The sequence below is a fragment of the Tenacibaculum sp. 190130A14a genome, from assembly GCF_964048965.1.
Classification (GTDB): Bacteria; Bacteroidota; Bacteroidia; order Flavobacteriales; family Flavobacteriaceae; genus Polaribacter; species Polaribacter polynesiense.
The window spans coordinates 499021-519110 of the sequence record NZ_OZ040189.1 but is presented as its reverse complement, the minus strand read 5'-3'; the positions used below and the strand labels follow the sequence as shown (position 1 = coordinate 519110).

The 20090-nt window shown below is 32.1% G+C and carries 22 protein-coding genes; 9 read left to right on the top strand and 13 right to left on the bottom strand.

Annotated elements, in window-relative coordinates; translation table 11 throughout:
• Position 1 precedes the first annotated feature (1 nt).
• Entirely contained in the window at positions 2–448 is a 447-nt protein-coding gene (locus ABNT22_RS02555; protein WP_348716177.1) for a hypothetical protein, read from the top strand.
• Here the strand turns inward: ABNT22_RS02555 and ABNT22_RS02550 are convergent, their stop codons facing one another.
• From ABNT22_RS02550 to thiL, 13 genes are all read right to left on the bottom strand, one after another.
• Complete coding sequence (locus ABNT22_RS02550) at positions 449–1945, bottom strand: GH3 auxin-responsive promoter family protein (RefSeq protein WP_348716172.1); 1497 nt, start codon at positions 1943–1945, stop codon at positions 449–451.
• A 1-nt stretch (position 1946) separates the two neighbouring features.
• Complete coding sequence (locus tag ABNT22_RS02545) at positions 1947–2813, bottom strand: M23 family metallopeptidase (RefSeq protein ID WP_348716170.1); 867 nt, start codon at positions 2811–2813, stop codon at positions 1947–1949.
• Positions 2814–2913: 100 nt separating this feature from the next.
• Entirely contained in the window at positions 2914–3777 is an 864-nt protein-coding gene (locus ABNT22_RS02540; protein ID WP_348716167.1) for a hypothetical protein, read from the bottom strand.
• Between the two features lie 70 nt (positions 3778–3847).
• Complete coding sequence (locus ABNT22_RS02535; RefSeq protein WP_348716166.1) at positions 3848–4273, bottom strand: hypothetical protein; 426 nt, start codon at positions 4271–4273, stop codon at positions 3848–3850.
• Between the two features lie 36 nt (positions 4274–4309).
• The gene (locus ABNT22_RS02530) at positions 4310–4639 is read right to left on the bottom strand and encodes a hypothetical protein (protein ID WP_348716164.1); all 330 of its coding nucleotides are present in this window, start codon (positions 4637–4639) and stop codon (positions 4310–4312) included.
• Between the two features lie 5 nt (positions 4640–4644).
• Complete coding sequence (locus tag ABNT22_RS02525; RefSeq protein WP_348716163.1) at positions 4645–5229, bottom strand: RNA polymerase sigma factor; 585 nt, start codon at positions 5227–5229, stop codon at positions 4645–4647.
• Positions 5230–5378: 149 nt separating this feature from the next.
• Complete coding sequence (locus tag ABNT22_RS02520) at positions 5379–6215, bottom strand: hypothetical protein (protein ID WP_348716161.1); 837 nt, start codon at positions 6213–6215, stop codon at positions 5379–5381.
• Positions 6216–6292: 77 nt separating this feature from the next.
• Positions 6293–6877 carry a nicotinate (nicotinamide) nucleotide adenylyltransferase gene (gene nadD, locus ABNT22_RS02515; protein ID WP_348716159.1) on the bottom strand — a complete coding sequence of 195 codons (585 nt, stop codon included), beginning with the start codon at positions 6875–6877 and terminating at the stop codon, positions 6293–6295.
• Positions 6878–7483 (bottom strand): guanylate kinase, encoded by a 606-nt coding sequence (gene gmk, locus ABNT22_RS02510; RefSeq protein ID WP_348716157.1) that lies wholly within the window; start codon positions 7481–7483, stop codon positions 6878–6880.
• Between the two features lies 1 nt (position 7484).
• Positions 7485–8351, bottom strand: coding sequence for a YicC/YloC family endoribonuclease (locus ABNT22_RS02505; RefSeq protein WP_348716156.1), 867 nt, complete (start codon positions 8349–8351; stop codon positions 7485–7487).
• Positions 8352–8381: 30 nt separating this feature from the next.
• Positions 8382–9281 carry a DMT family transporter gene (locus ABNT22_RS02500; protein ID WP_348716155.1) on the bottom strand — a complete coding sequence of 300 codons (900 nt, stop codon included), beginning with the start codon at positions 9279–9281 and terminating at the stop codon, positions 8382–8384.
• A gap of 96 nt (positions 9282–9377) precedes the next feature.
• Entirely contained in the window at positions 9378–9848 is a 471-nt protein-coding gene (lysM, locus tag ABNT22_RS02495) for a peptidoglycan-binding protein LysM (protein ID WP_348716153.1), read from the bottom strand.
• A gap of 185 nt (positions 9849–10033) precedes the next feature.
• On the bottom strand, positions 10034–11089 hold the full coding sequence (thiL, locus tag ABNT22_RS02490) for a thiamine-phosphate kinase (RefSeq protein ID WP_348716150.1): 1056 nt from the start codon (positions 11087–11089) through the stop codon (positions 10034–10036).
• Positions 11090–11203: 114 nt separating this feature from the next.
• On the opposite strand from thiL, the gene ABNT22_RS02485 reads away from it, so the two are divergent.
• The 8 genes from ABNT22_RS02485 to sufD all read left to right on the top strand — a co-directional run bounded on the left by ABNT22_RS02485 (position 11204) and on the right by sufD (position 19933).
• Positions 11204–12646, top strand: coding sequence for a choice-of-anchor B family protein (locus ABNT22_RS02485; protein WP_348716147.1), 1443 nt, complete (start codon positions 11204–11206; stop codon positions 12644–12646).
• 5 nt (positions 12647–12651) lie between these two features.
• Entirely contained in the window at positions 12652–13980 is a 1329-nt protein-coding gene (locus tag ABNT22_RS02480) for a hypothetical protein (protein ID WP_348716145.1), read from the top strand.
• 17 nt (positions 13981–13997) lie between these two features.
• Entirely contained in the window at positions 13998–14759 is a 762-nt protein-coding gene (locus tag ABNT22_RS02475) for an MbnP family protein (protein WP_348716143.1), read from the top strand.
• A 9-nt stretch (positions 14760–14768) separates the two neighbouring features.
• The gene (locus ABNT22_RS02470) at positions 14769–15830 is read left to right on the top strand and encodes a cytochrome-c peroxidase (protein WP_348716141.1); all 1062 of its coding nucleotides are present in this window, start codon (positions 14769–14771) and stop codon (positions 15828–15830) included.
• 115 nt (positions 15831–15945) lie between these two features.
• On the top strand, positions 15946–16275 hold the full coding sequence (locus ABNT22_RS02465; protein WP_348716140.1) for an iron-sulfur cluster assembly accessory protein: 330 nt from the start codon (positions 15946–15948) through the stop codon (positions 16273–16275).
• A gap of 44 nt (positions 16276–16319) precedes the next feature.
• Complete coding sequence (gene sufB, locus ABNT22_RS02460; RefSeq protein ID WP_348716138.1) at positions 16320–17768, top strand: Fe-S cluster assembly protein SufB; 1449 nt, start codon at positions 16320–16322, stop codon at positions 17766–17768.
• A 69-nt stretch (positions 17769–17837) separates the two neighbouring features.
• Positions 17838–18590: a Fe-S cluster assembly ATPase SufC gene (gene sufC / locus ABNT22_RS02455; protein WP_348716136.1), complete on the top strand. Its 753-nt coding sequence runs from the start codon at positions 17838–17840 to the stop codon at positions 18588–18590.
• Between the two features lie 29 nt (positions 18591–18619).
• On the top strand, positions 18620–19933 hold the full coding sequence (gene sufD / locus ABNT22_RS02450; protein WP_348716134.1) for a Fe-S cluster assembly protein SufD: 1314 nt from the start codon (positions 18620–18622) through the stop codon (positions 19931–19933).
• Positions 19934–20090: the final 157 nt, after the last annotated feature.

The window sequence follows — 20090 nt, the reverse complement described above, 5'->3', positions numbered from 1 at the left end:
AATGAACAAAATATCTCTTGAAAAAGTATCTAATTACGCTGTCATTTTAATAGCCTTAATTGCGCTATTTGTATCAATATGGCAAATAAAGGTTTCTCAAAATCACAATAAACTTTCTGTTAAACCTTATTTAGACTATCATTTAATTCAAATGGACTCCACATTAACTGTTTCTATTTCCAATCATGGATTCGGGCCAGCTATAATCAAGAAAATTTCATTTGAACGTAAGGGAATAACCTACTCTTCTCTTGAAAATTTCCTTCAAGAATCTGGCGAAGTTAAAAACAGATTAGGAAGTTATCAATATGGAAAAAACTCAATACTTCCAGCGGAACAAACCAAATTATTAGTTAAACTAAAAGGAACAAAACTTAGAAACGTTCAAGTATTTATAGAGTACGAAACAATTTATGAAGAAAAAAAACACTTTAAATTTAACTTCTAATTATTCTATTAAAAAGTTACACAACACATCCGCTATTTTTCTATTATCAGATAATTGAGGAATCTTATTCTGACCTCCAAATTTACCAATAGATTTCATATACTCATGAAACCCTCCTTTTTTCACTTTTCTAATGACCAGCGAACGTAACACTTTTCCTTCAATTAAATCTTGATAATAAATATTTTGTTCTTGCATAGAAGCATCAATCTTCACAGCCAATTCATCTAAATTTTCCGGTTCATTTTCAAACTCAATAAACCACTCATGATATGGCAAGCCATTTTCAGGGTTTACTTGTGGTGCAACGGTAAATTCACTCACATTTACATTAGTACCTACAATCGCATCATTTAATGCTTTTTCTACTTCCTTCCCAATAACATGTTCTCCAAATGCAGAAATAAAATGCTTAATACGCCCTGTAACTTTTATTCTATAAGGTTTTAATGAAGTAAACTCTACGGTATCTCCTATGTTATATCCCCATAAACCAGCAGTTGTATTTAAAATTATCACATAATTTACTCCTAACTGAACATCCTTCAACGATATTCTCATCGGATTCTCCTCAAAAAATTCATTTGCAGGAATAAACTCATAAAAAATTCCGCTATCTAACTGCAATAACATCCCTTTCTCTTTCTGAGAATCTTGATATGCTATAAATCCTTCAGAAGCTGGGTACAACTCTATATAGTCTATTTTTTTTCCTATAAGAGCTTCAAACTTGTTTTTATACGGTTCAAAATTAACTCCTCCGTAGATAAAAAAATTAAAGTTTGGAAAAAGTTCAGAAACAGACTTTCCTGTTTTTTCTATCAACTTTTCAAAATACATCTGAACCCAAGAAGGTATTCCACTAATAACCGACATATCTTCTGGTAAGGTTTCTTCAACAATTCTATCCACCTTCGTATCCCAATCTTCAATGCAGTTAGTTTCCCAACTTGGCAATCTATTTTTAAGTAAATAATTAGGTACATAGTGCGCTACAATACCGCTTAAACGACCTAACTTAATTCCATTTTTATCTTCTAATACAGGACTTCCTTGTAAAAAAATCATTTTCCCATTCACAAAACTAGCATCTCCAGTTTCATTAATATAGCTCAACAAGGCATTTCTAGCCGATTTTATATGCGTTGGCATCGATTCTTTCGTTATAGGAATATACTTAGCCCCAGAAGTTGTTCCAGAGGTTTTTGCAAAGTATATAGGCTTTCCTTTCCAAAGTATATTTTCCTCACCAGCTACCATTCGATCTACATAAGGTCTTAGCCCTTCGTAATCATTTACTTGAACTCTCTTTTTAAAATCTTGATAAGTATTAATAGATACAAAGTCATGGTCTTTTCCAAAAGCTGTTTTACAACCTTCAGATACTAAATATTGAAATACTTTTTCTTGAGTTTTTATCGGATTCTTTGCCCACTTATTGACTTGCTTAACTGCAAATTTGGCAAAAGGTTTTGCTAAAAAAGACTTTAACGACATGTTATTGAAAATCTATATAATTAGTTGGATCTACTGGGTAACCACTATTCCATAATTCAAAATGTAAATGTGGTCCTGTAGACAATTCTCCTGTAGAACCTACATTAGCAATGGCTTCACCTGTTTTTACAAAATCTCCCTGCTGCTTCAGTAAAGTTCCGTTATGTTTGTAAATAGAAATAAAGCTATTAGCGTGTTGTATCGTAATTACATACCCTGTTTCGGCAGTCCATTCTGATAAAATAACGGTACCATCTGCTACAGCTTTTACAGGAGTACCTGTAGGAGCTACAATATCTATTGCAAAATGTTTATCATCTGCATTAAACTGTTGACTGATACTTCCCGTTAAAGGCGAAAAGAACACAACCTTAGCCCTTCCCTCACCTCCTTCCGAAAGAGGAAATCGATCTTTACTATCAATTTTTTCTCGAAACAAAGAATCTTGTTTTGTTGCTAGAAGTTTTGAATCATCAATAGCTAATGTTTGTGTTTCAGAAATTATAGAATCTACTTTTTCTGGTTCTATTTCTCCAGTTAGAACAGGTTGTAACGCACTGGTATATGCTTGAATAACGGCTAGTTTATTTTTTAAAGAATCTGTTTCATAAGTTAACCTTGTTGCCTTCATCTTTAAAGCTGTAGACGAATATCCGGGTATATATTCCCTTAAACCTGTAAAGGCAATTAATAAGGTAGTTAATACAATTAACAGTATTGAAAAAATACCTCCAAAAACGAAAACATTTAATCGAGATAACTTTAATGAAAAGCGTTCTTGAAATGTATTTTCATTTAAAACTACCAACCTATATTTATCGGTTAGTTTTTGTTTTATTTTTTTCCTTTTTGATTCTTTCTTGGCCACTATTGTAAAAAACTTTGTGTAAAAATAGTAATTAAGGTTGATTACTCATTATCGTTATAGTAATTATAACGAAAGATTAAGAATAAGATTCTACAATCTATTAATTAAATAACATTGTATATGACAAGGATATATTAAAGAAACCTCTTGATTTAAGCGCTCCTTCATCTGGTAGAGAATTTGGAATATTTAAAGTATACCCCAATTCAAAATCAAAAGATTTATAACTGCATTGAACAGGAAATTTAACCTCTGTATTAATTAAACCAAACTCATGATTTTGAGTATATATAATAACTGGAATTACACCATCTCTATCAATCCTAATCTGTTCTATAGTTTGTTGTGCAATTGTAATTTCTATTTGTGGTCTTAAACTTATTTCAAAACCGTTTCTTTGATACAGCTCAAACTCTTTAAATGTTGTTGATGTTAATTGAAAAGATGTATCTCCTCCAAATAAAAAAGTTGACTCTAACACGGAACCAAAGTTTCTATTCTTACTTAAATAATCAACACTTGCAGAAATAGCATTTTCAAAAAGACCTTCTATATCATTTGAATATATATACCTTGCATAAGAAACGGACCAATTAAACTTTTTATGTTTATCAAAACTATTTCCATAACCTAACAACAAGGAAGTATAATCCCATTTGGGAGAAAACCCACTATAATACACTCCTGAAATACTTGAAAAAAAACCTTTAGAATGTACATAACTTATTCTTGGAACTATATGAAATTGGTCAATTCCAATATCTCTTCCCGAAAAATACGTTTTGTCATTATAATCCACTCCTACCTGAACAAGATGACGAACAGAAGAGGATTTTATAAGCTCATTAATCAAATCATCTTCACCTAATAAATCATCTATAAACTCATCCACCTGATCGGTTTGGGCTAACAGTGGTAATGGGGCTAATAGAAGAAAAAAAACAAAAATTTTTACTCTTTGCATAAAAACAAAAATAAGTGATTAAGATTAAAACTTAACCACTTATCTACTAAATCATAATTATACAACTTCATTATCTATTCAACCTACGTGTTCGAATAGATTTCCTGAGATTATTTCTATTATTTCCTTTGTTTCTTTTTACTCTATTTTTTATGAGTTGTTTTTGCTTTCTTGATAGTGTTGCGCGAAATTTTACCTTGGCTCTCTTTAAATTATTCCTATTCTTAAGTAAAATTTGTCGTTGTGCTTGTGTCAATGTTTTATTGAAAGCTGCTCTCCTCTGCTCCTTTGTTAACGCGGTATTCTTTAAAATTTCTCTCTGAGCATCTGTTAGCGTCGCTTTAAAAGCATCTCTGTTTTGTTTAATGAGTTCCTTTTGTTGTTTTAAAAGTTCTTTTTGTTGGGAAGTCAAATTCAAATTTTGATATTCTTCTTGAGCAAACAGATTTAAACAACACAAAAAGGCTATTATTAAATATGTAGTTTTTGATTTCATCTATCTAACTATTTAGACATTGTTTTTTACTATAATTTATTCCAAAAATATATTTTCTGTAAGTAGATTGTCATCAATAAACTCATCTACCACTCCATCAATTTCATTTTCGTTTACAGATAATGTTGCTATTAAAACATCATTATAAATATCATTGTTAACTTCTTCTTTAAATGGGTTAAAAACCGACAAGGTAAAAACGAGCGCTACAACCGCAGCAGCTGCCGACCAATAATAAAGCTTCTTATTAAGACTAACTACCTTTGATTTTTTATTAACTGTAGCTTCTAGAATGTCTGCTTTAGATTTTGAAAAATACCCTAAAGGAACATCCAAACCCAAATCTTCTTTATGTCTTTCTCTCATTTTCATTATTCGTTATTCACTAATAATTCATTTATTTTTTGTCGAAAATCAACTGATGTAATATGATTTTCTATATACTTTACAGCAGCATAATAGCTAGTTTTCACCGTTGATTCGTGAATATTTGTGATGCTTGCTACTTCTTTAAATTTTAAATCATCAAAGTATTTCATCTGAAATACAATTCGTTGTCTTTCTGGTAATTCTTGCAATACTCTTTGTAACAACAACTGTGCCTGATCCCCATCAAAAAACACATCTGCTTTTAAATCTTCAATGTACTGATCGTTTACCTCATTCATTGAAGGATACGCTCTTTTTTTCTGAGATTCTAAAAACCTAATAGATTCATTATACGCTATTCGATACATCCATGTATGTAATGAACTTTGCTGCTTAAAATTACCTAAACTTCGATACACCCTAATAAATGTATTTTGCAATACATCATTTGCATTTTCATGCGTACCTACAATCTTACGAATATGCCAATATAAACGTTCTTGATATAAATCCAACAATTTAGTGAAGGCTTTATCTTGCTTTCTTTTATTTGTTAATTCGCGAATAAATTCTTGTTCGTTAATCAAAATGCGTCTTCATTTTTATTTAGCTAACATCTATTTGACCCTCAAAAATCAGAAAAGTTTTTGATTATCAAGTAAAAATACTTTTTTTCAAAAAAATAAGGTCGGAAAACCGACCTTATTAAACATCTAATTGAACTAAAACTATCTCTCTATCGACGCAATGTTATTTCCTTTGTATTTCCTTCAGAATCGGTTAAAGTAGCTTTATTATCACATTCTCCATCTCCAAAGTCTAATGTATATATTCTATCGTTTTTAGATAACTCAACTACTCCACTAACTATAAACTTACACGCAAACTTTCTAATTAAGTTTGTAGTTATTTCCGCAGTTTTTACAACTCCATCTCTATTTACAGATTCCCAATTACCTGAAATAGAAAACACATCATCACCTCTTTCTCTAGTATCTGCTCCTTCAATCATCTCTCTAACCTTCTCACCTTTTCTAGAAATTTCAACTCCACTAGTCATTGTAATCTTAACATCTACAGTAATAGTTGATTGTGGGTTTCCGTTAGTATTCTCTTTAATTTTTTCAGCAGAAAAACCTCCTTCAACAGTATTATCATTTACAGAGAACGCCTCAAAACTTACAGATTTAGAATGTCCTGTATCAGTTTTTACATACGTTATAATAATCTTTCCTTTTAAAACCTTTCCTCTTTTAGTTTCGCACCCATCACCGAAATCTAACGTTACAATTTTACTAGTTGCTGTAGTTTCAACTGTTCTTGTTACACAAGGAGCAACACTACTCGATGTTGATCCTTTAGAAGACAAATCAACATCTAAAGCATCATCCTCTAAAACCTCTTCTACTTCTGTAGAAATGTCATCTGCAAGAACAATTTCTTCTACTTCTTCTGTTCTTAACTCTAACTCATTATCAAGGTTAAGTCCGTCATCTGAGCTACAGCTCCCTAAAAATAAAAATGTGGTTAAAAATAATGCGCTAAAAACTCTAGAAATATTTCGTAAATTCATAATAAATAATTTTTAAAAGTTAATCATTCTTATGACCTTACGATTTTTAAAAAGTTTAATCCTTACATAATTTTTTTTTACTTTTTGTAGAAATTCATTTCGTCGATATATTTCCAAACCCTAGAATCTATAAGGGGTTGAATATTCTTTTCTTCTTTTATTCCATTTCGAATAATTGTTGAAGAAATTTCAATTATAGGAGCATTGACTCTTGTTATTTTTAAATGATTATCAAATTGAGTTTCGATAATCCCTTCAGAAATTCGAGGATATACATATACTTGATAATCTTCTAAAATTGCCTCATAATTTTTCCATTTATGAAGACCCTTAAGATTATCTTCTCCCATAATTAAACTGAAATTATAATCTGGAAATTTCTCTGAGATATGAGTTAGGGTATTTATAGTATAATTAGGTTGCGGTAACTTAAACTCAATATCTGAAGGCTTAATTTTATCATAATTCTCTGTTGCTAAATACACCATTTCTAAACGATGGTGATTATCTAACAAAGAACTTTTCTTTTTAAAAGGGTTATGCGGAGTAACTACCATCCAGATTTCATCTAAATCTGAGTTTTCTACCATGTGATTAGCTATAATTAAGTGCCCTACATGTATTGGATTAAAAGTACCAAAATACAACCCTATCTTTTTCATTTACTCTTCTTCTTTTGAAGCTGTTGTTAAACCTAAGAAATCATCTACCAATGCTTCTGCTTCTTTTAAAGCAACTTCCAAATCATAGTTTTTAATAACCTTATCAAACATTGGAGCCGTTGCTAACTCTATTGGTGCTTTTGCAATTCTTGCTGCTATTTTTTCCTCGCTTTCTTCTCCTCTGCTCTTTAATCTTCTCAATAACTCATTAATATCTGGTGGTTTTACAAAAACCGCTAAAGTTTCTTCTGGAAACTTTTCTTTAATTCGTAAACCTCCTCTAACATCTATATCAAAAATAACATGCTTTCCTTGTGCCCAAATACGTTCAACCTCAGTTTTTAATGTTCCGTAGAAGTTATTCATATAAACTTCTTCCCACTCTAAAAACTCATCTGTTTTTATCTTTTGCTTAAAATCTTTAGCAGAAATAAAATAATAATCTACACCATCAACTTCATTACTTCTTGGTTCTCTCGAAGTTGCAGAAATTGAAAATTCTAAACCAAATCTTTCTTGTGCTAATAAATGACGTACAATTGTTGTCTTACCACTACCTGAAGGTGCTGAAAACACAAATAATTTACCTTGAAAATCTTTCGCCATTTTATAATACGTTTAATATTTGTTCTTTAATTTTTTCTAATTCGTCCTTCATCTGAATTACCAATTTCTGGATAGGTGCATAATTAGCCTTAGAACCAGTAGTATTAATCTCTCTTCCAATTTCTTGAACTATAAACCCAAGTTTTTTTCCGTTAGAAGTATCACTTCCTAACTCCTGTAAAAAATATTCTAGATGATTTGCTAAACGAACTTTTTCTTCGTTGATATCCAATTTCTCTAAATAATAAATAAGCTCTTGTTCAAAGCGATTTTTATCTACTTCTACTTCAATTTCAGATAAGGCTTTTTCCAAACGAGCTTTTACATGCTCGATACGTTCTTCATCTAATTTCTTTACCTCTTCTAATGCTGTCTTTATATTAGCAATTCGCTCCTTAAAATCAATTTCTAATGAAGCAGCCTCATCAGTTCTGTATTGAATAATCTCTTTGAGTGCTGTTGAAATATTTGCTTCTATTTGATTCCACTCATCTTCATTTAACTCCTCTCTTTCTGTCTTTAAGGCGTCTGGCATTCTTACAGCCATTTTTAACAACTCCACATCATCTTGAGACCCAACAAAAAGTACATTCTTTAACTGCTGCATATATTCTTTTACAACTCCTTTATTAATAGTTGTTGAAGTTTCATCAGCAGTCATTTCTACATAAATTGAAAAGTCTACTTTTCCTCTCACTAAACCTTTCGCTATTTTTTTTCGAACTTCGAGTTCTTTTTCCTTGTAATAAGAAGGAATTCGAACATTTAAATCTAAATTCTTACTATTTAGCGATTTGATTTCTATGGTAACTTTTTTTGTTGGTAACTGTAATACAGATTTACCATAACCCGTCATGGATTGTATCATCTCTTCAATTTTATAATTTGCAAAGATACATTATTTATTGGAGGTAGAAGACTTTTGTGTGGTTACTAAAAACACTCCTAAAAAAATAAAAATGGTAGCTATAATTTTCACTAAATTCAATTGATCACTTCCTACAAATAAAGCATATATAGTAGCTACTACAGGTTGTAAATAAATAAAAACACTTACCGTTGTTGGTTTTAATTTAGAAAGTGCAAATAGATTAAACAAATATGTAACACATGTAGTAAAAACTACCACAAAACCTGCTTTTAAATAAATACTAATAGGCATACTAACCCAATGCACTTCAGACAGTTCAGAATACCCAAATGGTACTACAAAACACAACCCAAACAAGTACAACCATTTCACAAACTGAATAGGATGATATTTGGCAATTAGTTTTTTAGTAATAACGAGATAAACGGCATAGGATGCTGCATTAATAAAAACCAAAAAATTTCCCAACATTACATTGCTTCCTTGAGCTTCTGCAGTATTTCCGTAAACAATTAAAACGACTGCCCCAATGAGCCCTATAACTACTCCTAATACTTTCTTCGAATGTAATTTTTCTCTTAGATAAATAGAAGAAAAAACCAATACCAAAATCGGTGTGGTTACCATCATTACAGCAGCACTAATTGGTGTTGTGTAACTCAACCCCTTGAAAAAGGTTAACATATTCAACCCTACTCCAAAAAAAGCTGCTACTGCAATAAACTTATAATCTTTCTTGTCGATTTTTGGAGCTCTAATAAGTATTCCTAATAACCAAAAAACAAAAGCAGCCCCTCCTACTCTTAGTAATATAAATCCAAATGGCTTAATATATAGAGGCATTACCTCTTTGGCTACCGTAAAGGTTATTCCATATATAACGGTAGCAATAGAAACTGCCACCAATGCTAAAACTCTTGCGTTCATAATTTTATAAAACTGCAAATTTCAGTATAAATAAAAAACAAGCATAAAAAAAGCACTGTTTTTTACAGTGCTTTTTTTTGGTTGATTAACTTTTGATTAGTCCACTAATGGTGGTATTCTTAAAACCTGTCCAGGATAGATTTTATCTGGATGTGTTAACATAGGCTTATTCGCTTCAAAAATTACTGGATATTTCATAGCGTCTCCATAAAACGCTTTTGCTATTTTACTTAAAGAATCACCTCTTTCTACAGTATGAAACTGTGCCATTGCTGCTTCTTCAATTTCTTCAACTTCTGCAACAGTCATATTATCTTCAACCTCTGCAATACCTTCTGTATTCCCAACAACTAAAACTACTTTTTCTTTAGTTGCTAAATCTGCAGCTTCTCCAGACAGTGTTACTTTATCATCGTTTACAACAATTCCAAGATCATTTACTTCCAATTCTAAAGTAGAAATTGCATCTCTTAATTTTGCTGACTTATCAGCTGCTTCTTCTTCAGTTGTTTTTCCAATTCCGAAAACTTTAGCTCCGGCGTTTTTGATAAATGAAAAAATTCCCATTCTTTTTTAATTTTTTGTAGATTAATATTAATTTTTCGTTTGACTAATATACAATATTTATACCACTTTTTCTTTCAATTAAAGCAAGACACCTATTCATTAAAAATCAACCAATTACACATAAAACAAAAAAAAACACCTCTTATATTCAGGTGCCTTTTACTAATATAATATTTATATAACTACTATTCTTCTCCTCCTTTAAAAGAATTCCAACCTTGCGCTTTTAATGCCAATTCTTGATTCGCTCTAGTAACTAGGTTCATTCCTTCATTTTCTTCAGCAATATGACCAATTACTGTTAAATTTGGATTTCCTTTTATTTTATCATAATCAGATAAAGAAACCGTAAACAACAATTCATAATCCTCGCCTCCACTCAAAGCAATCATGGTTGAGTCTAAATCAAACTCTTCACAAGTTGAAATTACCTGTGGATCTAATGGAAGTTTCTCCTCATATAATTTACAACCTACTTTACTCTGTGTACAGATATGCATAATTTCAGAAGACAATCCGTCGGAGATATCAATCATCGATGTTGGCTTTACCTCTAATTCTTTTAAAAGCTCAGGAATATCTTTTCTCGCTTCTGGCTTTAATTGCCTTTCTATGATATACGTGTATTTATCTAAATCTGGTTGGCTTTGTGGATTTACTTGAAAAACTTGTTTTTCTCTTTCTAAAACCTGTAACCCTAAATAAGCTCCTCCTAAATCTCCAGTAACTACAATTAAATCGGTTGGTTTTGCTCCATCTCTATAAACTATTTCTTCCTTTTTAGCAGTTCCTAAAGCGGTTACCGAAATCAACATCCCTTTTGTTGAAGAAGTAGTATCTCCACCAATCAAATCAACTTTATAAGTATCACAAGCTAATTGAATTCCTGCATACAATGCTTCCAATGCTTCTAGAGGAAAACGATTTGAAACAGCAATTGAAACTGTTATTTGTTTCGCTTGACCATTCATAGCATATACATCTGATAAATTTACCATTACAGCCTTATATCCTAAATGTTTTAGAGGCATGTAACTTAAATCAAAATGTATTCCTTCTACTAATAAATCGGTTGTTACTAATAATTCATCTCCTTCTGTACTAATAACAGCTGCATCGTCTCCAATTCCTTTAGTTGTTGTTGAATGATGTAACTTAAAATGTTTGGTTAAATGATTAATTAAACCAAACTCCCCAAGTTCAGCTAACGATGTTCTTTCTTGATTTTTATCTTCTAACATGCTGCAAAGATAATCACTACTACGCCATACGACAATAAAAGTAGGGTTTATTAGTTTTTTACTGTTATACAAATACTTAATTCACTAATTTAGTACACCCCAAATTCTAACCATATGAATTACCTTAAAACCTTAAATTACGTTTTCATTATCTGTTTAATTTTCTCTTGTTCTCCAACAGAGAATGCAGATACCGATAGAGATAAAGATGGCATTGTAAATGTTCAAGACAATTGCCCAGATACTGCAAATCCTGATCAGGCTGACAACGATAAAGATGGTATCGGAGATATCTGTGATGATGATGATGATAATGATGGTGTTAAAGATATAAATGACAATTGTCCGTTAACTGCAAATCCTGACCAAAAAGACACCGACAATGACGGAATGGGAGATGTTTGTGACACAACAGCCCCTCCTCCAGTAACAAAAAACTTTGTAAAATGTGAATCTGGTATAGCTGGAATATATCCATGTAACAATTATGACTTATTAATGCATCTTAACTTATCTGACTTAAACACCACCTTTGTTAATGATTCTTGGGGATGGACCGATCCAACTAATGATAAAGAGTATGCTATCGTAGGGTTAAGAGATGGAACCGCTTTTATTGATATTAGCGACACTGAAAACCCAGTATATTTAGGAAAACTTCCTAGTGTAAATAATATTGGAAGTACTTGGAGAGACATTAAGGTTTACAGTGACCATGCTTTTATTGTAAGTGAAGCATCTGGACATGGTATGCAAGTATTCGATTTGACAAGATTAAGAAATGTAAGTAATCCTCCAGCAACATTTACTGCAGACAAACATTTTGACGAGTTTGGAAGTGCCCATAATATTGTAATCAATGAGCAATCAGGATATGCCTATCCTGTTGGAACTAGTAAAAGTGGCACATACAAAGGAGGACCACTGTTTATCAACATACAAGACCCTAAAAATCCAAAAAGTGAAGGAGGATGGGGTACTGACAACTATAGCCATGATGCTCAAGTGGTAACTTACAACGGACCAGACACAGATTATACGGGTAAGGAAATATTAATTGGAAGTAATGAAAACGAGGTTGTTATTGTAGACATTACCGATAAATCTAACCCTAAGAATTTAGCCAAAATTGCTTATTCAAATGTGGGATATGTACATCAAGGTTGGTTTACAGAAGATCAAAAATATTTTATTTTAGGAGATGAGTTGGATGAACAAAATTTTGGAGGTAAAACAAGAACAATCGTTTTTGACTTTACCGACTTAGATGCTCCAACACAACACTTCATTTATAATGGTCCTACTGACGCTATTGACCATAATGGATATGTTAAAAACAATACTTTTTATTTAGCCAACTATGCAGCGGGAGTGCGATTTATTGATATTACAAGTATTGGAAGTAAAAGTATTTCAGAGGTTGGATATTTTGACACTTATCCAGAAAACAACAATGCTAGCTTTAATGGTGTTTGGAATGTTTACCCTTATTTTAAAAGTGGAAAAATTGTAGTAAGCGATTCAAATAGAGGTTTATTCATCTTAAAAAAACAATAAGATAAATGTTTAAACCATTCTTAAAATACTTGCTTGTTTTCAGTGTATTATATAGCTGTAGTTCAGATAACACACCAGGTTCTTCAGTTAAAAAACACACTGTTGATCTTGTCAAAACCCTTGGAGGTTCTCGAAATGAAAGTGCTCAAAGTGTTGTAGCTACAAATGATGGAGGATATCTTGTTTTAGGTTTTACGCAAAGTATTGATGGAGATATTACAACCACTAAAACAACTGTTCAATATGATTTTTGGCTATTAAAATTTGACCAGTCAGATAAACTTGAATGGCAAAAAACTTTAGGAGGTACTCAAGACGAAAAAGCATATAAAATCATCAACACTAATGATTCGGGGTTTGCTATAGTAGGTTACAGTAAAAGTAGCGATATAGACTTAACGGCAAACGAAGGTTTTGAAGATGTTTGGATTTTAAAATTAAATGCTTCTGGTGACGTTCAATGGAAAACAAATACCGGTTTTTCTGGATCAGACCAAGGATATTCTCTCATACAAACTAGCGATGGCGGTTATTTCATAGGAGCTATCTTGGATGTTACTGCTTCGGGCGGACAAGGAAATTCAAGAGCTATATCAGTTGCAAGACATGCAGGAGGAGATTACTGGGGAATTAAATTAAATTCAAGTGGAAGTATTGAATGGAGAAGATATTTTGGAGGAGCCAATACAGACACCTGCTACGATGTGATTGAAACCAACGATGGATATATTCTTGTTGGTTCTTCAGATAGTACTGATGTAGATATCAATGATAACAAAGGCGAATATGACTTTTGGGTCGTTAAAATAAATAAAACAGGAACTCTTCTTTGGGAAAAATCCTATGGAGGATCTGCCCTAGATGAAGCAAGAGCCATAGCGAAAACAGATGATGGAAATTTTATTGTTATTGGTGATGCAAGAAGTACTGATAAAAACGTTTCTTCTAACAATGGAGGAGCAGACTTATGGATTCTTAAAATCAGTTCATCTGGTGAATTACTTTGGGAAAAATCTATAGGCGGAAGCAGTTTTGATGTTGGACGATCTATCAAAAAAACAAGCGATGGTAATTTTCTTATATCGGGTAGTACTAGAAGTAGTAATAACGATATTATCAACAAAGGACAAAACGATGCCTGGGTTTTAAAAATAGACAAGCAAGGAAATTTACTATGGCAAAAAACAATTGGTGGAAGTAATATCGATTTTTGTTATGATGCTACCGAACTTTCAAATGGAAATATAATTGCTGTTGGAGAAAGCAGCAGCAATAATGCTGATATTAGCACCAACAAAGGCTTTTCTGATGCCCTAATAATAAAATTAAAATAATTACAATATAAAACAGAATGAAGAAATACCTAACACTATTATTTAGTTTATGTGTACTACTCTCATGTAGCTCAGATAATGATGAATTAATCAAAGAAATAACTGTAAGCTTAAAGTTTACTCAAAATTGGGATGGTACAAGCTTTACAAAAACAGATCTAAGCAAAACAGAGTATACAAACAAACTGGGAACTAAATTAAGTATTGACAGGTTACGTTACTTAATTTCTAGAGTAGCTTTAATGGATGGAAAAGGAAATGTTACTCTTTTTGATGGTTATAAACTCGTAGATGTTAGTGAAGATGAAAGCCTTACGTTTAAGTTACCTAAAAAGGTATCTGAAGGATCATATCAATTAAGTTTTGTTTTTGGATTTAATAATGAGGACAATAAAGATGGTGAATATGCTGATCTCAACACAACATTATGGGATGTTCCAGCAATGTTAGGAGGTGGTTATCATTTTATGCAAATGGATGGTAAGTACAAAGATGCTAGCTTTAATCAAGCTAATTTCAACTACCATGCTATTAAAGCCTACAATACTGCTACCAAAGAAACAGAAGACACTTTTTTCACGGTAGATTTAGGCTCTATAAACATTTCAAACAACGCCACTATTGAAGTTAAAATGAACATAGCTGAATGGTTTAAAAACCCTAACGACTGGGATTTAAACGTATTAAACACCATGCTAATGCCAAATTTTGATGCTCAAAAACAAATGCATGCTAATGGTAAAAGTGGAGTATTTAGCTTAGGAACCATAACACAATAACAAATATCAATGTTTAGAAAATGTATACACTTAATCGTTTTTCTTCTTTTGCTGAGTTGTTCATCAAAAGAAGAAGAGCCTGTGTATACCCCTAAGCCAGCAACTCTCAATATTCCTCAATTATTTCAACAAAAAATAATTACTCCAGTAATACCTTCCAACAATCCCTTGACAGAAGAGGGTATTGCACTCGGAAAAAAATTGTTTTTTGATAAGAAACTATCTAAAGACAATAGCCAATCTTGTGCGAGTTGTCACGACCCAAAAAGAGCTTTTACAGATAACACTCGTTTTAGTGAAGGAGTTGACGGTAATTTTGGTTCGAGAAACTCCATGCCTCTCTTTAATTTGGCGTGGAATTTTGATGAACGCTTTGCTTGGGACGGAAAAGAATTAAGCTTGGAGAGACAAGCTTTCGAGCCTGTTAGAAACCCTATTGAAATGCACAGTAAATGGCAAGTAGTGGCTCAAAAATTACAACAAGACCCAGAATACCCTACATTATTTGAGCAAGCCTTTGGCACTGCTAAAATAGACTCAAGTTTAGTTACCAAAGCTATTGCTCAGTTTGAAAGAACATTAATTTCTGGAAATTCAAAATTTGATCAATTTTTACTTGGTAATGCAACACTAACTCCAGAAGAAAAAAACGGGTTTGATGTTTTTATGGATGAAACAAGAGGTGATTGTTTTCATTGTCACGGAAGTAACAACAACCCACTTTGGACAGATAACAAATTTCACAACAACGGATTGGACACAACCTTTTCTGATTTAGGTTTAGGAAAAGTAACCGGTGACCCTAATGATAATGGAAAATTTAGAACACCTTCTCTTCGCAACTTAATTTTTACAGCTCCATACATGCACGATGGAAGATTTGCTACTTTGGAGGAAGTTATCAATCATTATTCTGAAGGCTTGAAACCATCTCCAACCGTAGATCCTTTAATGAAAAAAGTGAACGACGGAGGCGTAAAATTAACAGATAAAGACAAAGCAGATTTAAAATCTTTCCTTTTAACACTCTCGGATAACGACTTTGTTAACAACAAAGAATTTCAAGAGTAATTACTTCTATAAATATTATTTATAAGTCAATAACAAAATCATAACCTAACTTACTATGATTTAATGCTCCTTATGTTGTATATTTGCCATCTATTTAGAGTTAATCTATTTAAATATGATAAAAGTTTCAGATACAGCTAAAAAGAAAGTTATTGAGTTAATGACTGATGATGGATTTAACGCCACTACCGATTATGTTCGTGTTGGTGTTAAAAGTGGTGGATGTTCAGGATTATCATACGACTTAAACTTTGACAAACAACAACAAGAAAACGATAAAATGTTTGAAGATAACGGTGTGAAAATCGTTGTTGACAAAAAAAGCTTCCTATACCTTGTAGGTACTACACTAGAATACTCTGGAGGTTTAAACGGGAAAGGATTTGTTTTTAACAATCCTAACGCCAATAGAACCTGTGGTTGTGGAGAAAGTTTCTCACTATAAGTTTTAATTTTTTAGTAAAATAGATAACGGAAGACCGAAAACTGATGAGTAAATATACTGAAGACGATTTAAGAGAAGAATTAAAAACCAAAGAATACGAATATGGTTTTTATACAGATATTGAAGCAGATAAATTTCCAGCGGGTTTAAATGAAGATATCGTTCGCGCAATTTCTAAAAAGAAAAATGAGCCCGAATGGATGACTGAATGGCGTTTAGAAGCATTTAGAATTTGGCAACAAATGGAAGAACCAGAATGGGCTAATGTAAAATATGAGAAGCCAGATTTTCAAGCTATTTCTTACTATTCTGCTCCTAAACAAAAACCAAAACTAAACTCTTTAGACGAAGTTGATCCAGAAATGTTGGCAACTTTTGAAAAGTTAGGTATTTCTTTAGAAGAACAAAAACGTTTAGCTAATGTTGCTGTGGATATTGTAATGGATTCTGTTTCTGTTGCAACCACATTTAAAGAAACTTTAGCCGAAAAGGGTATTATATTCATGCCTATTTCTGAAGCAATTCAAGAACACCCTGAATTAGTTAAGAAATATATAGGTTCTGTAGTTCCACCAACTGATAATTTTTATGCAGCCTTAAATTCAGCAGTATTTTCAGATGGATCTTTCTGCTATATTCCAAAAGGTGTTCGTTGTCCTATGGAATTATCTACGTACTTCCGTATTAACGAAGGAGGAACAGGTCAATTTGAGCGTACCTTAGTAGTTGCAGATGAAAGCAGTTATGTATCTTACTTAGAAGGATGTACTGCTCCTCAACGTGATGAAAATCAATTACACGCAGCAGTAGTAGAATTAATTGCAATGGATGATGCCGAGATAAAATATTCTACCGTACAAAATTGGTTCCCTGGAGATGCATCTGGAAAAGGAGGAGTTTTCAATTTTGTTACCAAAAGAGGTTTATGCGAAACAAATGCTAAAATTTCTTGGACACAGGTAGAAACAGGATCAGCTGTAACATGGAAATACCCGAGTTGTGTATTAAAAGGAAATAATTCGGTTGGAGAATTCTATTCCATTGCAGTAACTAACAATTTCCAACAAGCTGATACAGGTACAAAAATGATTCACTTAGGAAAGAATACTAAATCTACCATTATTTCTAAGGGAATTTCTGCAGGAAAATCGCAAAATAGCTATAGAGGTTTAGTACAAATAGGTTCTAGAGCCGAAAATGCGCGTAACTTCTCTCAATGTGATAGTTTATTAATGGGTAATGAATGTGGCGCACATACTTTCCCATACATTGAAGCTAAAAATAAATCGGCTCAAATAGAGCACGAAGCTACTACAAGTAAAATTGGAGAAGACCAATTATTCTACTGTAATCAAAGAGGTATTGATACTGAAAAAGCCATTGCGTTAATTGTAAACGGATTTAGCAAAGAGGTATTAAATAAATTACCAATGGAGTTTGCTGTAGAAGCTCAAAAATTATTAGAAATTAGTTTAGAAGGTTCTGTTGGTTAAACAACCAATAAGAAACATAACCAATAAAAAAATGCTTTTAGCCTAGCTAAAGCCAATAACATAAGAACAATGTTAAAAATAGAAAACTTACACGCACAGGTAGAAGACAAAGACATTCTAAAAGGAATCAATTTAGAAGTTAAAGCTGGAGAGGTACATGCTATTATGGGACCAAATGGTGCTGGAAAAAGTACTTTATCATCTGTAATTGCAGGAAATGAAAATTACGAAGTTACTTCTGGAAATATCGAATTAGAAGGTGAAGATATTAGTGAATTAGCTCCAGAAGAAAGAGCACATGCAGGAGTATTTTTATCATTCCAATATCCAGTTGAAATCCCTGGTGTTACTGTAACCAATTTTATTAAAACAGCCATCAACGAATCTCGTAAGGCTCAAGGTTTAGAAGAAATGCCTGCAAAAGACATGTTAAAAAAGATTCGTGAAAAATCTGAACTATTAGAGATCGATCGTAAGTTCTTATCTCGTTCTTTAAACGAAGGGTTTTCTGGAGGAGAAAAGAAACGTAATGAGATTTTCCAAATGGCAATGTTAGAACCTAAATTAGCTATCTTAGATGAAACAGATTCTGGTTTAGATATTGATGCTTTACGTATTGTTGCTAATGGTGTAAATAAATTAAAATCAAAAGACAATGCTGTAGTCGTTATTACGCACTACCAACGTTTATTAGATTATATCGTTCCCGACTATGTTCACGTTTTACACGATGGTAAAATTGTAAAAACTGGTGATGCTTCTTTAGCATTAGAGTTAGAAGAGAAAGGATACGATTGGATTAAGGATGAAGTAAACTCATAATTAGTTGTTTGCAACTAAACATTGAAAGAATGGAGTTAAAAGAAAAAATATTATCATCATATGTAGCTTTTGAAAATGGATTAAATATCAATTCTGATATTCATGAAATCCGCACCAATGCGCTACAAGAATTTGAAAAACTAGGGTTTCCTACCAAAAAATTGGAAACCTGGAAATACACTTCTTTAAATTCAATTTTAAAAGAAGATTATAGCTTATTTCCTGACCACGATAATGCCATTGAGTTAGCAGATGTAAAGAAGTATTTTATACATGATATTGATAGTTATAAGATTATCTTTATCGATGGGAAGTACAGTTCTTTTTTATCGGAAACTACGCATGATGGATTAGACGTTTGTTTACTTTCTGCCGCACTTACAAAATCAAAGTACAAGCCAGTTATTGAAAATTATTTCAATAAAATTGCAAAGCAAGACAACTTAACTGCGTTAAATACTGCTTTTGCTACAGAAGGTGCTTTTATTCATATTCCAAGAAATGTAGAAGTTGAAAAACCAATTCAAATTATCAACTTCACTACCGGAAATGAAAGCGCAACGATGTTACAACCTCGTAACTTAGTGGTTGCAGAAAGAAATGCACACGTACAAATTATAGAACGTCACCAAAGTTTAACAGACAATCCTGTATTAACAAATTCAGTAACTGAGATTTATACAGATACACATGCTACTGTTGATTACTATAAGATTCAAAATGACAATATCAATGCATCTTTAGTTGACAACACTTATATTGAGCAACAAAAAGAAAGTGTTTGTTCTGTACATACATTTTCATTTGGAGGAAATATTACCCGTAACAATTTAAACTTCTATCAAAAAGGAGAACATATTGATTCTATCTTAAAAGGAGTTACTATTACTGAAGGAAAACAGCATGTAGATCATTTCACATTAGTACATCACATAGAACCTAATTGTGAAAGTCACCAAGATTATAAAGGTATTTACAGTGATCGTTCTACAGGAGTTTTTAACGGGAAAGTAATTGTTGAGAAAGAGGCGCAAAAAACAAACGCTTACCAACAAAACAATAATATATTAATTAGCGACAAAGCTACAATTAATGCTAAGCCTCAATTAGAAATCTTTGCAGATGATGTAAAATGTTCACACGGTTGTACTATTGGGCAATTAGATGAACAAGCTTTATTTTATATGCAACAAAGAGGTATCCCTAAAAAAGAAGCACGCGCATTATTAATGTATGCTTTTGCTAACACTGTTTTAGAAAGTGTAAAGATACCAGAAGTAAAAAAGAGAATTACCAAGTTAATTGCAAACAAATTAGGTGTTAACATCGGTTTTGATTTATAAAAAACTTGTTAAAATAATTACTACAAAGCACTATTTTTCTTAGAAATAGTGCTTTTTTTTCTTAATTTTTTCAAAAATTTAATAATTCTTGTAAAGATTAAAAGCGTTCTTCGTCTAAACTTTCGTGATTAGTTAAAATCTACCAAAATTCAAAAAC

Bases quoted from the DNA above. Each gene is read 5' to 3' on its own strand.
- ABNT22_RS02555 (WP_348716177.1), top strand. From the start codon at position 2: ATGAACAAAATATCTCTTGAAAAAGTATCTAATTACGCTGTCATTTTA.
- ABNT22_RS02550 (WP_348716172.1), bottom strand. From the start codon at position 1,945: ATGTCGTTAAAGTCTTTTTTAGCAAAACCTTTTGCCAAATTTGCAGTT.
- ABNT22_RS02540 (WP_348716167.1), bottom strand. From the start codon at position 3,777: ATGCAAAGAGTAAAAATTTTTGTTTTTTTTCTTCTATTAGCCCCATTA.
- ABNT22_RS02535 (WP_348716166.1), bottom strand. From the start codon at position 4,273: ATGAAATCAAAAACTACATATTTAATAATAGCCTTTTTGTGTTGTTTA.
- ABNT22_RS02530 (WP_348716164.1), bottom strand. From the start codon at position 4,639: ATGAGAGAAAGACATAAAGAAGATTTGGGTTTGGATGTTCCTTTAGGG.
- ABNT22_RS02520 (WP_348716161.1), bottom strand. From the start codon at position 6,215: ATGAATTTACGAAATATTTCTAGAGTTTTTAGCGCATTATTTTTAACC.
- nadD (WP_348716159.1), bottom strand. From the start codon at position 6,877: ATGAAAAAGATAGGGTTGTATTTTGGTACTTTTAATCCAATACATGTA.
- gmk (WP_348716157.1), bottom strand. From the start codon at position 7,483: ATGGCGAAAGATTTTCAAGGTAAATTATTTGTGTTTTCAGCACCTTCA.
- ABNT22_RS02505 (WP_348716156.1), bottom strand. From the start codon at position 8,351: ATGATACAATCCATGACGGGTTATGGTAAATCTGTATTACAGTTACCA.
- ABNT22_RS02500 (WP_348716155.1), bottom strand. From the start codon at position 9,281: ATGAACGCAAGAGTTTTAGCATTGGTGGCAGTTTCTATTGCTACCGTT.
- lysM (WP_348716153.1), bottom strand. From the start codon at position 9,848: ATGGGAATTTTTTCATTTATCAAAAACGCCGGAGCTAAAGTTTTCGGA.
- thiL (WP_348716150.1), bottom strand. From the start codon at position 11,089: ATGTTAGAAGATAAAAATCAAGAAAGAACATCGTTAGCTGAACTTGGG.
- ABNT22_RS02485 (WP_348716147.1), top strand. From the start codon at position 11,204: ATGAATTACCTTAAAACCTTAAATTACGTTTTCATTATCTGTTTAATT.
- ABNT22_RS02480 (WP_348716145.1), top strand. From the start codon at position 12,652: ATGTTTAAACCATTCTTAAAATACTTGCTTGTTTTCAGTGTATTATAT.
- ABNT22_RS02475 (WP_348716143.1), top strand. From the start codon at position 13,998: ATGAAGAAATACCTAACACTATTATTTAGTTTATGTGTACTACTCTCA.
- ABNT22_RS02470 (WP_348716141.1), top strand. From the start codon at position 14,769: ATGTTTAGAAAATGTATACACTTAATCGTTTTTCTTCTTTTGCTGAGT.
- ABNT22_RS02465 (WP_348716140.1), top strand. From the start codon at position 15,946: ATGATAAAAGTTTCAGATACAGCTAAAAAGAAAGTTATTGAGTTAATG.
- sufB (WP_348716138.1), top strand. From the start codon at position 16,320: ATGAGTAAATATACTGAAGACGATTTAAGAGAAGAATTAAAAACCAAA.
- sufC (WP_348716136.1), top strand. From the start codon at position 17,838: ATGTTAAAAATAGAAAACTTACACGCACAGGTAGAAGACAAAGACATT.
- sufD (WP_348716134.1), top strand. From the start codon at position 18,620: ATGGAGTTAAAAGAAAAAATATTATCATCATATGTAGCTTTTGAAAAT.